General features: G+C 44.3%; 12 protein-coding genes and 1 tRNA gene. 2 read left to right on the forward strand and 11 right to left on the reverse strand.

Annotated elements, in window-relative coordinates; all coding sequences use genetic code 11:
• The first annotated feature begins 532 nt into the window (after nucleotides 1–532).
• Nucleotides 533–604: transfer RNA gene (locus PYS60_RS05010), tRNA-Arg, on the forward strand.
• 183 nt (nucleotides 605–787) lie between these two features.
• Here PYS60_RS05010 and PYS60_RS05015 read toward each other — a convergent pair.
• The 4 genes from PYS60_RS05015 to PYS60_RS05030 all read right to left on the reverse strand — a co-directional run bounded on the left by PYS60_RS05015 (nucleotide 788) and on the right by PYS60_RS05030 (nucleotide 5,313).
• Nucleotides 788–2,791: a prolipoprotein diacylglyceryl transferase gene (locus tag PYS60_RS05015; protein ID WP_315568169.1), complete on the reverse strand. Its 2,004-nt coding sequence runs from the start codon at nucleotides 2,789–2,791 to the stop codon at nucleotides 788–790.
• 94 nt (nucleotides 2,792–2,885) lie between these two features.
• Nucleotides 2,886–3,686, reverse strand: coding sequence for a metal ABC transporter permease (locus PYS60_RS05020; RefSeq protein ID WP_315568171.1), 801 nt, complete (start codon nucleotides 3,684–3,686; stop codon nucleotides 2,886–2,888).
• Entirely contained in the window at nucleotides 3,683–4,360 is a 678-nt protein-coding gene (locus PYS60_RS05025) for a metal ABC transporter ATP-binding protein (RefSeq protein ID WP_315568172.1), read from the reverse strand. Before PYS60_RS05025 ends, PYS60_RS05020 begins: the two co-directional genes overlap by 4 nt.
• A 23-nt stretch (nucleotides 4,361–4,383) precedes the next feature.
• Complete coding sequence (locus PYS60_RS05030) at nucleotides 4,384–5,313, reverse strand: metal ABC transporter solute-binding protein, Zn/Mn family (protein WP_315568174.1); 930 nt, start codon at nucleotides 5,311–5,313, stop codon at nucleotides 4,384–4,386.
• 290 nt (nucleotides 5,314–5,603) lie between these two features.
• Between PYS60_RS05030 and PYS60_RS05035 the strand changes: the two genes are divergently transcribed.
• Nucleotides 5,604–6,389 carry a TrmH family RNA methyltransferase gene (locus PYS60_RS05035; protein ID WP_315568175.1) on the forward strand — a complete coding sequence of 262 codons (786 nt, stop codon included), beginning with the start codon at nucleotides 5,604–5,606 and terminating at the stop codon, nucleotides 6,387–6,389.
• 34 nt (nucleotides 6,390–6,423) lie between these two features.
• On the opposite strand, the gene PYS60_RS05040 is transcribed toward PYS60_RS05035, so the two are convergent.
• From PYS60_RS05040 to PYS60_RS05070, 7 genes are all read right to left on the reverse strand, one after another.
• A complete protein-coding gene (locus tag PYS60_RS05040) occupies nucleotides 6,424–7,035 on the reverse strand; it encodes an inorganic diphosphatase (RefSeq protein ID WP_315568176.1) in 612 nt (203 codons plus the stop codon).
• 85 nt (nucleotides 7,036–7,120) lie between these two features.
• On the reverse strand, nucleotides 7,121–7,642 hold the full coding sequence (locus PYS60_RS05045; protein WP_315568177.1) for a dihydrofolate reductase: 522 nt from the start codon (nucleotides 7,640–7,642) through the stop codon (nucleotides 7,121–7,123).
• A gap of 44 nt (nucleotides 7,643–7,686) precedes the next feature.
• Complete coding sequence (gene thyA / locus PYS60_RS05050) at nucleotides 7,687–8,520, reverse strand: thymidylate synthase (protein WP_315568178.1); 834 nt, start codon at nucleotides 8,518–8,520, stop codon at nucleotides 7,687–7,689.
• 99 nt (nucleotides 8,521–8,619) lie between these two features.
• Nucleotides 8,620–10,101, reverse strand: a complete 1,482-nt coding sequence (locus PYS60_RS05055; RefSeq protein WP_315568179.1) for a DUF1846 domain-containing protein — start codon at nucleotides 10,099–10,101, stop codon at nucleotides 8,620–8,622.
• A gap of 98 nt (nucleotides 10,102–10,199) precedes the next feature.
• On the reverse strand, nucleotides 10,200–13,826 hold the full coding sequence (mfd, locus tag PYS60_RS05060; RefSeq protein WP_315568180.1) for a transcription-repair coupling factor: 3,627 nt from the start codon (nucleotides 13,824–13,826) through the stop codon (nucleotides 10,200–10,202).
• Nucleotides 13,826–14,458 carry an aminoacyl-tRNA hydrolase gene (gene pth, locus PYS60_RS05065; protein WP_315568181.1) on the reverse strand — a complete coding sequence of 211 codons (633 nt, stop codon included), beginning with the start codon at nucleotides 14,456–14,458 and terminating at the stop codon, nucleotides 13,826–13,828. The genes mfd and pth overlap by 1 nt, the downstream gene beginning before the upstream one ends.
• Complete coding sequence (locus PYS60_RS05070; RefSeq protein WP_315570850.1) at nucleotides 14,452–15,726, reverse strand: NTP transferase domain-containing protein; 1,275 nt, start codon at nucleotides 15,724–15,726, stop codon at nucleotides 14,452–14,454. Before PYS60_RS05070 ends, pth begins: the two co-directional genes overlap by 7 nt.
• Between the last annotated feature and the right edge of the window lie 92 nt (nucleotides 15,727–15,818).

The raw sequence follows: 15,818 nt of genomic DNA on the forward strand, positions 1-15,818 counted from the left end.
TGCTAATGTATAAAATGGATCCTAAGGAAAATTTCAAATCACACCTTTCTGTATTTGTTTTTCTTATAATATTGAGTGGTTTGGAATTAGCACTTGTTAAAGAGCGAAAAACGCTCTGGATACCTCTCGTGTGGTCACTGATTACCTTACTTATTGCTTACAAAGCCAGAAATTTGTCCGAAACGAAAGAAATTGAACGAGCATATTTATTAGGTTCATTTTGTCCTTCAATTCTACAAGTTATATTAATATGGCCATTGTATTTCTATTTCTATCCTCGTATGTTCAATCTCCATTTAACTCTGATGGCAAATATTCCGTTCTTTCTCGTGCCGTTGCTTGTCTATTTACATCGCAAGCATAGGCTCAAACTGAATAAATTGCCTAACTAATCTAATCTATTCAAGCTGTCTAAATAAGTACTGATCTTATGCGGCAGCTTGAATTATTATCGTGTTTATTTTAATCGGCGTATTTGAACTAATACATTCCGTTTGAAATAAAGTCGCCATACCTATATAATAACTATGATGTCCCGTTGGCCTAACGGATAAGGCAACAGTTTCCGGAGCTGTTGATATGGGTTCGATTCCTATACGGGACGTATATCACCTGTATGTCGCTTTCGATATACAGGTTTTTTTGTGTCCTTTTCCGGTGATATAGCGGTGGGCGATGTAACAGCAGCGTCGACGGCAAAAGCAAAGCCTCCTTATTTGGGTAAAGAGGCTTCGTTTGTTATTAGTTAGTTATAAGTTCGCTTTGTTTTATTCAGTTGCGAGGCGACTTATTTTCTGTCGGCCGGGATTGCTGCAACTTGCGAATTGTTCTTGTCCGCTTGCTTTTCAGCGGCCGTATTCACCGGCTTAGTAGATTGGTCGGCAGCTTTCTTCTCAGCCTTCTTATCAGTTTCTTTGGCAACTTCTTCGGCAGTTTCCTTGGCCTGCTTCTTGCTGCTGCCCTCAGGTTGTTGGGTAGAACCCTTATCAGGCTGCTTTTCAGCTGCCTTATTTAGCTGTTTATCGGACGAATTGTCGGCTTTCTTGTCGGCTTTCTTGTCAGCTTGTGCGCTGCTTCCGCCCGGTTGGACGGCGGCTTTCTTGTCGGCTTCCTTATCCGGCTTATTCTTCTTGTCCTCGGTCACAGCTGCAGTTGACTTACCTGTATCTGCCGTCGTGCCGGCGCCGTCGCTATCTGTATCCTCATTTTCTTTAGGCTCCACCGGTTTTAATTGCGGCATAACATAGCCTTCTTTCGGGCTGACTTTGCCGTTTTTGACTTCCAAATCGTGACTGCTGACTTTTATGTCCTGATCATCTTTGTGGATATAGAAATCAGGTCCAATATTCATAACATCGCTACCATCAACGCCGTAGTATTCTTCGAGATATTTTTTCATCCAATCGACGCTCTGATCATCGACAATTCCTTCCTGCTTTTTGATTTCTTCTTCATAATCGCCGACGATTATATCTTCGTAGATTAAGCTCGGGTCTTCATAAGCAATACCGCCGGTTCCGTCGGCCCGATAAATATGCCAGTGGTTCCCGTGCTGCAACGACTTGACAATACGTTTGGGGTCATTGGGGTCCTGTTTGATTTTTTTCCGAGGAACATTCGGCTTAATATTTTGCGGATCGCCGTGCTTGCCTTGGAAGGTGCCGATTGTTACACCCGGACAATATTTTTTGATATCTTCATCCGTCGCTCCGTGGCCGACAACATACTCTTTACCGTTTTTGTCATATACATGGTAATGATCGTCGTGCTTCAAAATCGTCACAATGCCTTTACCCGGCAATTCACTGGCATAAATAACATCAACGAACTTCAAACCCGGAACACTCGGTTCTTCCGAAGTTGTAGAAGAGCTGTCCGTTTGTCCGCTGCCGCTGCCGGTGCCTGAAGCATTGTAATCAGGAGAATTATGCTCATAATCACTGCCGGAACCGGAACCTTCTTCACTACTATAATCCGGTGCAGCCTGCGGAACATTGTAATTACCGCTGCTACCGCTATTCGGCTTTATCGGATTAACCGGACAGTTTTTACCGGTGTAAATACCGAAAGAAGCATGCGGATACATGGATCTGGGGTCGCTGTAAGTAACTAATTCCCGCCCGTCGGCTGTATAGCAATGATAATGATCACCGTGTTGTAAAATTGCCACGATTTCATTGCGATTCGCCCTACGGCCTGAAGCTGAAGGACCCGCCTCGCTTCCGTCGCCTGCGAAAATGCCGGAAGTTTCTTCACCCATAACACCGCTCTCGCCGTCTGCAGTTTCCCGGTGCTGATGTTTATGTTTCGCATGATCGGCATGTGTTCCGACGTATTGCGTGATTTTAATGTTCGGGAAAGCCGCCTGCGGGTTATCATGCGTAATATACTCTGTTCCGTCGGCCGTATAACAATGGTAGTGATCTCCATGTTGTTTGATCGCGACAATATTCAATTTTCTCAATTGATTCAAAGTTACGACGCTGACAAATTCCAACTCATCTTCTCCTGCAGTTTGAGCATTAGGATCAGAATAAGTAATTCTCTCCCGGCCGTCCTTGGTGAAAACATGCCAGTGATCTCCGTGTTTAATCACTTTAACAATATCTTCCTTTTTGATCTCGCTGTCCACCAGAACTTCAGTCGTGCTGTCTTTCTGATAATTAGTTGCTTTTTCTACAAAAGTTGTCTTCGCCTCCGTCACTGCCGGCACGGTTCTTTTCGGACCGCTGCAAGCTGCCAACAATGAAGCTGTAATTAAAACACTTAAAATAATTTTTGCCGGACGCATATAGTCATCTCCTTTGATTTTTCATAATTTATATTAATGACTCAGAGTTTTATTCTGAGGAATTTTTCAAATTAAAAACTTGCAAAAAACTTAATCAGGCTCGCCGTCTGTACTTAACCGCCATCACTGCCAACAGAACGATAACTGCAATCAAAACGATAACCGAACCGGGTTTCAGGTCAAAATAATAAGAACAGATCAAGCCGATATAAACATAGGCTGCAGATAATGCTATTGAAATGAACAAAGTCTGTTTATACGTTTTGCTGAATTGCATCGCACAAATGACGGGCAAAACCAGAAGCGAGGAAACAATCAGGGAACCGATTGTTTTAGCGGCGATGGAAATAGTAATCGCGCCCAACAGTGTAAAAATAAAATTCAGCCAACGACTCTTTATTCCCAGAATTTCCGCCGCTTTGCTGTCAAAGACCAGTAAATACAGCTGTTTGTAAATAACGGTGTATACGATTACTACCAGCGCTGAAACTGCTAAAACGAGGTAAAATTCGGCATCGCTGATGGTTACGATCGAACCGAACAGATACGAGCTGATCGCATTGCCGCTTGTATAGCTTGTAAATATACCGGCCAGACCTATAGCCGCCGAGAGAATTATTACGGTCGAAATTTCCTGATAGGCTTTAAGTTTAGCGGCTATCGTTTCAATACCCAAACCGGCGATCACGCAGGCTGCAACCGCGAAAAACAGCGGGTTAATTCCTACCAACAAACCCAAAGCCACGCCGGCCAGAGAAGCGTGCGCCAAGGTATCACCCATCATGGAGAGACGTTTCAAAAGTACAGTCAATCCGATACACGGCAGGATAACGGCTAAAAGTGTACCGACTATAAAAGCTCTTTGCAGAAACTCGTATTCAAATATTGCACTCATAAGTCCGACTCCTCCACATTTTGAGCTTTGGCAAGTGCCACTTCCTGCAAACTGCCGTTTTTCAAGCGTAAAACCCTATCCGTATATTCCAGAACATCCGTCAAATTATGAGTTACCAATAATACAGTACAGCCCTGAAGCGTCAACTCTTTCAGCTTTTGCATCAACGATTTGGCGAAGCAACGGTCAATTGCAGCTGTCGGTTCATCCAGAATTATCAATTTTGCTTCTTTGACCAAAGCCAACATCAAGGCTACCTTTTGTAACTGGCCTCCCGATAACTGACTCAGTTGCAGATTCGCCTGTTCAACCAAATCAACTTGCTGCAAATAAGGTTGCAAATCAACTTTCTTGTGCAAATAAGCCAAGTGAATTTTGAGTGCCTCTTTTACCGTTGTCGGAAAATTGCGATAAGAGGAAAAGGAGTTTTGGGAAATATAAGCTAAGTCGCGGTAATGCCGATCTTGGCAAATATCGTCCCCGAACAATTCGATTGTCCCGCTTTGCGGCGACAAGTTGCCCAACAACAGATTCAGCAGGGTGCTTTTGCCGCTGCCGTTAGCACCGATAATTGTCAATAACTCGCCTTTTTTTACTGTCAGACAAAGTTGTTTAAGTACGGTTTTACTTTCATAAGCAAAATCTATTTTCTCGGCTGAAATTACCGGCACCATCACAGTTTTCCTTTCTCTTTCTCTTACTCGCTCAGGACTTTCTCCAACTCCCGCAAATTACGTCGCATCAATTCAATATAACCGAGTTTGGCTTCTTCTTCCGTCAAATTCTCCAATGTATATATAGTTCCTGTCTTTGTGCCGGTATTTTTCGCCAAAGTTTCAGCAACTTTCGGGGTAGCTTTACCCTCGAACAGAATTGTTTTTATTCCGTGCTCTTTGACGAAATCGGCAATTTTCTTCAGTTGGGCTGCTGTCGGCTCATCTTCCGGGGAAATTCCGGTTACAGCTATCTGTTTCAGGCCATAATCACGGGCCAAGTAATTGAAGGCCGCATGCGAAACTATAAAGCATTTGTCCTTTTTCTTAATACCGCTCAGAACTTTAGTAAACTCGTCGTCCAGAGCTTTAAATTCTTTGAGCGATTTTTGCAGATTCTGCTCATAATAAGCCTTGTTGGCCGGGTCAATAACCGACAATTTACGGCAAATTGTATCCAACTGTTCCATCGCATTCTTGACACTCAACCAAGTATGAGGGTTAACTGCATCGTGGTTGGCACTCGCCAAATCGCTCGCCGCTTCCAATAAAGTTAAGCCCTGCGATAAGTTCAGAAATTTTTCTTTATTTTTAACTGCAGCTTCAACGTCTTTGATGAAACCTTCCATATTGGCGCCGTTATAAACAATTAAATCTGCTTTGTTCAAGGCCGCCATATCACTGGATTTAAGTTCGAAGCTGTGCGGTTCTTCGTTGCTTTTGATCAGCATTTTCACATTCATTTTGTCGCCGACAATGCGTTTAGTTAAGTCATAGACGGGATAAAATGTTGTATAGATCAACTTTTTACCGTTCTGTTCTGTCGGCGCTTTGTCTTTAGTTTGACAGGCGACAAGACCGAACAATAGACTTAAACTCAAAACTAAACTTAAAGTCTTAACTAATTTTCGCATTTTCACTTTCACTCCTGTTGTTTGCCCTGTTTTGATCATTGAAGCTGAAATAAGGGCTTTTGTTTTCCAAGCAAGTCAAGCTGTATTCGGCTTCTTCAATTTTGCAAACGATTTTCAATTTCAATTACACTATTATTCTATTAGATTTTGTGAGTTTGTCAATAGGAATTGGAAAATATTCAGCCGGAAATATAACTTACAGGACGGCAAGCCTATCCGGGATAACCTTCACCGGTCATAATATTGCTATAATATCTTTAATTCGGAAATGAATTGTACTGGAGAAAAACATGGCTTACAAACTCTATCATAAAGATGCCGATTATTCCTATGTCCTCGGCCCTTTTCCCGCCTTTGAATGTCTCAAATGGCGTCCCGACCTGCTGCTGGCTGCTTACTATGATCCGGCCTTCAGGGAAATCGACAAATTTTGTAAATTGGCTGAAAAATCAGGCATTAAATCTGAAGCTGCCCCGAAACTGATCAATAAATTGGCCCACGGGCAAAAAGAACCTTATGTTGCCGTAATTTATCGTAAAGACGGTTTTTTCCGTTCACTTTCTCCCGCTGCCGACCATATAGTCCTGCACAGTATTGCCAACAGCGGCAACCTCGGGACAATTTTGCGCTCGGCCTTGGCTTTCAACTTTGCCGACATCGCTTTAATCGGCAATTGTGTCAGCTGTTTTCTGCCGGAAATAGCGAAAGCCAGCATGGGAGCGATGTTCGCTTTGAATATTGAGTATTTCCCCACAATGAGCGATTATCTCCGCCGATACTGTGCAAGCGAAAATAAACGGCAACTTTTCAGTTTCTGTCTGAGCCCGACTGCCGTTAATTTAAGCGCTATTGCAACGCAATTCAAGCAAGATGAACCGCGCAGTTTAATTTTCGGTAACGAAGGTCAGGGTTTAGCTCCCGAATTTGAAAGAGAGCCTTATACGCCCGTCATCATCGAGCAAAGTCCGGCTGTCGATTCTTTGAATTTGGCAATCGCCGCTTCAATCGCCATGTATAACGTCAAAAAATACCCGCTCAATCCGGCGATGACCGATCAAGCGGGCAAAATAAAATAGCAGATATAAGTTACCGGCACAAGTGCCCGGAACTTTATTTGTTTGTCTTATGTTCTACTTCGGGTAAATTTTCATCCAAAGCCGTTTCCTGCTGCAACATTTTGGCCGTAAATTCCTTACCACGGAAATGTACCTGATAGCGCTCCATGCAATCGCTGATAATATCACGGGCAACTTTGGCGCCCATGGCCTCACTGGTTGTCGTGGACTTGTGTTCCAGACTCTTATAGACTTCAAAGAAATGGATAATCTCACTCGCTACATGACTCGGCAATTCGCTGATTTCATGATACGGAGAATAGTTCGGGTCATGGTCCGGTACGGCAATTATTTTATCGTCAATTTCATCCTGATCGATCATGCGAATAACACCGATCGGATGACAATCAACCATTACCAAAGGATCCAGCTGAACCTGACTGAGAATCAGAACATCCAACGGGTCGCCGTCCTGAGCATAAGTTAGAGGAATAAAGCCGTAGTTGGCCGGATAGTGCGTTGATGTAAACAGAACGCGATCCAGGCGCAATAAACCCGTTTTTTTATCCAACTCGTACTTGTTTTTGGATCCACTCGGAATTTCTACTACACCGACAAATTGTTCGGGTTTGATTTTATCCGCTGCAATGTCATGCCAAATATTCATAATACCTCGTAATGTCAATTAAAATTTATCCCGTACGAATTTTTCTTTCGCCGGAAGCTGATTGACCGGTTATCATTAATTTTAATTACCGACGAACATAAGTGCAATAACGATAATTCAAGCCGCTTTTGCCGTCAAAATGCATTTCGCTCGCCGTTTGCAGGCAAAAATCTCTGCGAAAGTCGGGGAAATATACATCAACCTGCGCAAAAGCATGGTCAATCTCCGTCAATTCCAGGCAATCGGAATAGGGTAAAAGCTGGCGATAAACGGAAGCCCCGCCGATAACGAAATTCCGCAAATCCGTATTTACGCTTTCCAAATAAGCGAACAATTCCGCTAAAGAATGACAAATTTTAACGCTATAAGCTGAACTTTCCGGATAATCTATCTCACTGTCCGTTAAAATGATATTTTCCCGCTCCGGCAAAGGTGCCGCCTGCGGAAAGGTCAACAAAGTATTTTTGCCGTAGATAACTCGTTGATGCTGAGTTAAAGCTTTGAAATGTTGCAAATCTTCTTTAATTCTGACCAATAAATCACCCTTATTGCCCAGACCGAAATTGCTGTCGATCGCCGCCACCGGCGTCAAATGATAATTACGCATCCTGCTTTCCTTCCGTTTCCAACCTTTTCCAAGCTTTGCCGAACTCAAACAGCTACCGGAATACCTTTAATTTGCGGATTGTGTTCATAGTCGCTCAACTTGAAGCTGTCAACGCTGAAATCGTCAAAGTTCTTCACGGCCGGATCAATTTCCAATTTCGGTGCCTTGAATGTCGGACGTTTAATTAATTCTTCAACCAAAGGAATATGCCGATCGTAAATATGCGCATCGGCAATAACATGCACCAATTCTCCTACTTCCAAGCCCGCATCGATTGCCAGCATATGTAACAAAACGGCGTATTGCACGACATTCCAATTGTTCGCAACCAGAATATCGTTGGAGCGTTGGTTTAAAATACCGCACAACTTATGGTCAACAACATTAAAAGTCATGGAGTAGGCGCAGGGATATAAGTTCATCGCATGCAAATCGGCAAAATTATAAATATTGGTCATTATGCGACGAGATTGCGGGTTATGACGCAAATCATAGCGAACTTTATCAACCTGATTCATCAAGCCTTCGGGGAATTCATATTTTTGGGCCAATTGATAACCGTAAGCCTTGCCTATGCTGCCGTCACTGTCGGCCCAGGCATCCCAAATATGAGAATGTAAATCATGCACATTATTGGAACGGCGTTGCCATATCCAGAGCAATTCGTCCACACAATTTTTGAAAGGTACCGGTCTTAATGTTAAAGCCGGAAATTCCTGACTTAAATCGTAGCGATTGACTACACCGAAAACTTTTTTCGTATAAGCGCTGCTGCCGTCATCCGCCCACTTGGGACGAACCTTAGCACTTGTATCCATATATCCGTCTTCCAATATTGTTTTACATGTTTTGATAAATAAATCATCTGCCCGTGCCATTTTTCTGCTACCTCTTGCTGAACTTGATTTTATCACTTATTTTGCTGCCTGCATCTACCCATTCCGTCCGGCGGCATTAGGCAGTCGGCGACATTCTTATTAATGATACAATTTTTTCGTGCGAAATTGCGCTTCGTTTGTCACATTAATTCCCAGCTTATGTAAAATATTTCTGTCCATCGCCCCCGGAATAACCGTTGAATGAGCTTCCGTATTCCGCAATTGCGGCAATAATTGTAAGGCCCGGCGGCTGACTTGATTGGAAGCGGCGGAAATTGCCAGAGCCAATAAAACTTCATCAACATGCAGCATCGGGTTATTATTGCCCAGACAACCGGTTTTCAATTCGGCCACCGGTTCAATAACCTCCGGCGAAATTAAAGGAATCTCGTCCGCAATATTACCTAAGACTTTCAAGGCATTCAACAGACAGGCTGCCGGCGCATCCAATAAACTTGTCCGCCGCCCGCAAACTATCGTCCCATCGGCCAGTTCTATAGCCATAGCATTGGTTTTGGCTGTCTCGGCTTTATCTAATGCAGCCTGAACAACTTTTCTGTCCGCTGCAGAAGTGCCGGCTTGTGATAACAGCAACTTGATTTTAGCCAGAGATTCCGGCGCCAAATTGCCGCGCATTACTGCTTCCGCCGTTTGATAATAACGCCGAATTATTTCATCCCGACCGGCTTTACGGCACAACTCATCATCATTGATGCAAAAACCTGCCTGATTAACGCCCATATCTGTCGGCGATTTATAAGGACAATTGCCGGAAATTCGCTCCATTATGGCTTTCAGAACCGGAAAAATCTCAACATCACGATTATAGTTGACGGCAGTTTTGCCATAAGCTTCCAGATGCAAAGGATCAATCATATTTACATCGTTAAGATCGACTGTCGCCGCCTCGTAAGCCAAATTAACCGGATGTTTCAAAGGTAAATTCCAGACGGGAAAGGTTTCAAACTTGGCATACCCGGCTTTTACACCCTGCTGAAATTCCTGATAAAGTTGAGATAAGCAGGTGGCCATTTTGCCTGAACCGGGGCCGGGAGCTGTGACAATCACCAAAGGTCTTTGCGTGACGATATACTCATTTTTGCCATAACCGGCGTCGCTGACGATTTTTTGCACATCATTCGGGTAACCGGCAATTTTATAATGCACATAAGATTTAATTCCCTGCTTTTGCAAAAGCGTGCGAAATTTCAAAGCGGCGCTCTGATTTTCATATTGAGTAATTACAACTGAACCTACATATAAACCGACAGATCGGAAAGCATCAATCAGGCGCAAAACTTCCACATCGTATGTAATGCCCAAATCGCCGCGCAGTTTATTTTTGGCTATGTCGGCCGCATTAATCGCAATGATTATTTCTGCCTGCTCCTTCAGTTTCAGCAACATCTTAAGTTTACTGTCGGGCTTAAATCCGGGCAAAACCCTGGCAGCATGTTCATCGTCGAACAATTTACCGCCGAATTCAAGATACAACTTGTTATCGAATGCGGCAATACGTTCTTTAATATAAGTTGATTGCAGTTCCAAATATTTCTGATTGTCAAATGCAGGTTTAGCCATTTTTCCGTCTCCCTTAACAGCAAAATTTTATGTGACCTGTAGAATGTGCACCTTGAATATAACTGAAAATAAGGTTGCCGACAAGCGGCGGCGGAAGTTTAATTTTCCTGCATGCGCCGCAATAAATTACGCAGGAGAATCAGACGATTCTGTTCACTGACGCCGTGCAAACCGCTGATTTCTATAAAAGGCTGATTGGCTGCAACAAAGTGCAGTTGCCGTTGTAAAGTTTTATCCTGCATCAGTAGACTTATTTTTTGCATATTCAGGGCGCTGTCTGTAGACAAGATTAAATCGATTTTATTAAATTGACTCTCCACCGCTTTAACATGCAAAGAATTCAGGCTGCTGCGCACAAAAGCAATATCCAGTAAATTCCGGACATTAGGGCTGACATCACCGAAGCGGTCCAGGATTTCATCTGTCAAGTCAAGATATTCCGCAAACGAATTTATTCTGCCGATACGGCGATACAAATCCAGGCGTTCACTGTCAACCGGCACCAGCTCCCGTTCAATATAAGCGCTGACTTTCAGGTTAACTTGACAATTCAAGCTGTTCAAATAAGCCTGATCTTCCGGCTCCGCCTGCTGCCGGGTGATTTTCAACGGCACTTCAGTTTTTTCGCTTTTTTCAGCTTTTACGGTCTGAATTTCTTCTTCCAGCATCCGGCAATACATATCATAGCCGACAGCGGCAATTTGTCCGTGCTGCTCCGCACCTATGAGATTACCCGCGCCTCTGACTTCCAAATCCTGTAAAGCTATTTTCATGCCGGAACCCAGTTCCGTAAATTCGCTGATTGCCTTGATCCGCTTGGCCGCATCTGCCGTTAAAATCCGTTCCGGTCTATAAGTTATATAAGCATATGCCTGTTTGGTCGAGCGGCCTACTCGTCCCTTTATCTGGTATAATTGCGCCAGTCCCAGACGATCGGCATCTGTAACTATCAAAGTATTAACGTTGGGCATATCAATCCCGGATTCGATGATTGTTGTACACAATAATACGTCAAAGGCATGATTGATGAAATCGAAGATTACCTCCTCCAGTTGCCCCTCCGGCATTTTCCCGTGCGCGACATTGAAAGTTACCTGCGGCATAATCTGCTGCAGATGCTCCTGTAATTTATAGATAGTATGCGTATTATTATGTAGGAAAAAAACCTGGCCGCCGCGCATTTTTTCGCGTAAAATTGCAGCTTTCAACAAGTCTTCGTCATATTCCAACACATAAGTTCTGACAGCTTTACGATTTTCCGGCGCTTCCTGTAAAAGCGAAATGTTTCTGATACCGGAAAGGGCCATATGTAAGGTTCTGGGAATAGGCGTAGCCGACAAAGTCAAAACATCTACGGTCGGATAGGCCGCTTTCAGCTGCTCTTTGTGGTCAACGCCGAAGCGCTGCTCTTCATCAACTACCAACAAACCGAGATTCTGAAATTTCACATCCTTACTCAACAATCTGTGCGTACCGAAAACAATTTGACATTCTCCCGTTTGCAAGTGACTTAAAACCTTTTTCTGCATTAAAGGCGGGCTGAAACGGCTGAGCAGGCCGACTTCTATCCCGAATTCTGCAACCCGTTTGCAAAAATTATCATAATGCTGTTCAACTAAAACCGTAGTGGGAGCGATAAAAGCTACCTGTTTGCCGGCCAATATTGCTTTGAAGCAGGCACGAAAAGCAACTTCGGTTTTGCCGAAGCCGACATCGCCGCAAATAATTCTATCCATAACCTGCGCTTTACACATATCGTTTTCCACTTCCTGCATCGCCTGCAGTTGATCATCGGTTTCAATATAGGGAAAACCGGCGGCAAATTCCGCTTCCATCCGACTGTTTTTCGGGAAAGCGAAGCCTTTAATCTGCAAACGTTCGGCATATAAATTCAACAAGTCGGTAGCTAATTTACGAATCTGACGGCGGGAACGTTCTTTCAGTTTTTCCCAGTCGCTGCCGCCGAAGCGGGACAGCTTGGGCGCTTTATCCTGAGAACCGATGTATTTTTGCAGTTGGTTAATTGCCGACATAGGTAGATACAGGGCGGCGGAATCGGCATATTCCAAATACAGATAATCGCCTTTGACGCCGTCATTGACGACAGTTTTAATGCCGCGATAAATACCGATACCGTGAATATCATGAACCACATAATCGCCGCTGTGCAAATCATTGAAAAAGTCTATAATTCGCCGCTTGTCATCATTTTTCCGTCTAACGGTATTTGTCCGGAAACGCTTGGTACTCAACTCGTTATTGCCGAAAACCATCAATTTTGCCGCCGGATAATTAAATCCCTGCCGCAAATTCCCGACTTTCACCTGCCATAAAATCCTGTCGTTTTCCTCTTGCAGGTAAGTTGCCGCAGCCTGCGCCTGTTTCTCGGTCGGCGCAAAAGCGTAAAATTGATAAGCCTTTTGCCGATAACCGTCAAGGTCGGCAATTTTATCTACAAGGCTGCGATTTTTCTCTCCGACTTTCAGACTTTCAGCTTCACGGCCGCCGATTGTAATATTTACCGGCTCAATACCGTTTTTCAGGATATTAGCTGCCGTAGCGAAAACTGCTAAAGTCACTATTTTTCTTTGTTTTTGTAAATTGGCAACGACATTTTCCGCCGTCGGTAAAGTTTCGGCCCACCAGGAGGGACATTTACCTTCCTGCTCAAAGCTTTGCCAATCGAGCAGACTTTGTTTGGCGTAGGCCTCCGCCGCCTTTTTCAGTAAATTAAATTCATCCATAACCAAGCAGCAGCCCCATTGTTCCAGATAAGCGAAAAGGTCGTTCTTCTCCGGATACAATAAAGGCAAATAGGCCTCTATGCCGGCAAAATAGCAGTGATTCCGGCACTTATCCGCTGCCGTTTGCATTAAAGCTATCTGTTCCGACAAAAATTGCCGTTCCGCCTCAGTTCCCCGGCCGCTTGCCTGCTTAATTTTTAATTTACGCTCGAAACTTGCCGCTTTATCCTGCGCCAACTCGGTTAATTTATCCCAATCGGCCTCATTCAAAGCAAAGGAACGCACGGGATTAATCATACTGGAATTCAACTGTTGTACCGCCCGGGCGCTTGCCAAATCGAAAAGTTTAATTTGATCCAGCTCGATATCGAAGAAAGAAAGGCGCAGGCCCTGACCGGCTGCTGCCGTTTTCGGCGTAACCAGGTCGATAATATCACCGTGACAAGCAAACTCTCCTGCCACCACGGCCCGTTCCCGCCGCTGATAACCCAAGGCCTGCAACTTTTGCTGCAAGTGCATAAGATTAAACTCGGCGCCCGCTTGTAAATGCAACGCCATATTGCAATAAACGTCAGGCGGCAAGAAGTGATCGAAAAAGGTTCTGATTTCAGTTAAAATTATGCAAGTCCGCTCTGCTTTCAAAGCCTGCATAATATTATCCAGCTCCGCTGCCTGTCTTTGAGTTTCCGCCGAATCGGCACTTTCAGCCGGCATATAATCCGGTTCCCGATGATGCAGACAATAAACACTATCCGGTAAATAAGTAGTTAATGCCGCCTGCCATTCCTGCAGCGCATAATCATTTTCCAACACCACCAACAGCGCTTGCTTGCTTTTTACGGCTAAGGCCGCCGTCAAATAACATTTTTGTGCATCAAAAGTCCCGTAAACATTGAATAATGCCTCAGGGGCTGCTAAACCTGTGCTTAATTTGACAAATGCCGGATCATTCAGGGCCTGCTCAAGCAGCTGTGACATCATTACTTTAACTCCCTTTTGGCCGAATAAGCCTCTCTTTGCGCCAATTTCTTCAAAGTGGTCAAATTATGCGCATGCAAATCACCGACAGCTTTGGCAGCATTGCCGCTATCCGCCTTGGCGATAAAAGTTTTAATGCGTTCGGCCAGTTCCGGTAATTGCTGCCGCTTAGCCGGCGGAATTTTGCTTAAAACAAAATCAACAATACTCATATAGTCCGGAATCGGACCGGCTCCGACTCTCAAGCGCGGGAAATTCTCACTTTTGAGTGCCCGTACAATCGATTTCATCCCGTTATGCGTTCCCGCTCCGCCTTTATCACGATAGCGCAAATCGCCGAACGGTAATTCGAAGTCATCATAAATTACCAAAAGCTGCTCCGGTTTCAATTTGAAATAGGCGCAGGCTTCCTGCACGGCCACACCCGAATTATTCATATAAGTTGTCGGCTTCATAAGATATACGGTTCTGCCGTCCTGCTTATAATGTGCAAAAAAGGCCTGAAATTTGATCTGACTTAAGCTTACCCCCGCCTGCGCAGCTACGGCATCGAGCATATAAAAGCCTAAATTATGCCACGTATCTTCATATTCCCGACCGATATTACCTAAACCGACAATTAATCTATCTACCATTTATATTTCCTATTCTCTAATTCCTGTCGCTCCTGTAACTTTTGGCTGCGATAATCTTTAATTATCGTCCCGCTTTTAAATTCCTGCAATTTTTCCGCCTGCACAAAAGCCAGCGAAGAATGATCATGAACGATAACATTATCGGCCAACTGCGAATTTTTCAGCAAAGTAAAACTTTCAACCCGGCAATTATCACCCAGAACCGACTGGCGGATTTCCGTAAACGGTTCAATTAAATTATCCTGCCCCAACTTACACTCCTGCAAAACGGCTCTCTCTATTTTCGTATTTTCCCCGATAAAAGCCGATTGCAACGAACTGAAAGCTCCGATTCGACAATTATTGCTTATTTGCGTACCTTGGGTCAGCACCACTTGCGGTCCGATTACGGAATCCGAACCGATACTGACATTATAGTCGATAATACAGCTGTCGGGGTCGATAATAGTTACGCCCCGGTTCATATGATAAGCGCAAATTCTTTGATTCATCAAATACGCCGCATCATCAAGTTCCGGCCTGGTCTTAACACCCAAAACTTCCAAGGAATTGGCGGGAATAGCTTTTACCTGATGGCCGTCGGCAAGCAGCAGACGAATAATATCGCTCAATTCATAAGTCTTATCGTTGCCCATCCTTGCCCCTATTTTACCTAAGGCCGACAGGAGTAGGCTGGTATCGAAACAATAAATACCGCTGGAAACTTCGACGGTCTCTTTTAATTTTTGCGGTGTCAGATAACGACTTCTGGTCAAAGGACCGGAGGCGGCATCGAAAAAATCGCTGATCAAATTACAGGTAGGCGCCGCTTTCAGGCCGATAATCCTGTGATCGGCGGAACGAATAACTTCTTCATAAGTCAAGTTGGCCGCCTTGGGAATTTCGGCGGAAATAAAAGCGCAGGCACAATCGGAAAAATTATTAACCAAATTAATCAAAGTCTGCGGCCGAATCAAAGGTATATCAGCCGGACAGACAAGCACTTCTCCCTTGACCCCTTCCAGGAAACTGGCGGCTTTAGCCGTCGCATGTCCCGTACCTAAAGGCCGATTTTGCAACATATAAATCATATTTTCGCCGACGGTTTTCCGAATTTCAGCCTGTTGATAACCGACGACATAGACCTGATCCTGTGCTCCTGCTTTGGTCAAAGCTTCTTTAACCCATAAAATCATCGGTTTACCCGCTACCGGTTGTAACAGTTTGCTGATCCGCGAATCCATTCTCGAACTTGTACCGGCAGCCAGAACCAAGGCTCCTTTTAACATCTTTCTCACCCCTTCCTGCTCACTCTGATTCTATAATAACTTCCCGTTTTTCCGTTGGCGTTAAATAATTGTGAAGTCTGTATCAACGTCCG

Source organism: Amygdalobacter indicium (genome assembly GCF_029101545.1).
In the GTDB taxonomy this organism is placed as follows: domain Bacteria; phylum Bacillota; class Clostridia; order Saccharofermentanales; family Fastidiosipilaceae; genus Amygdalobacter; species Amygdalobacter indicium.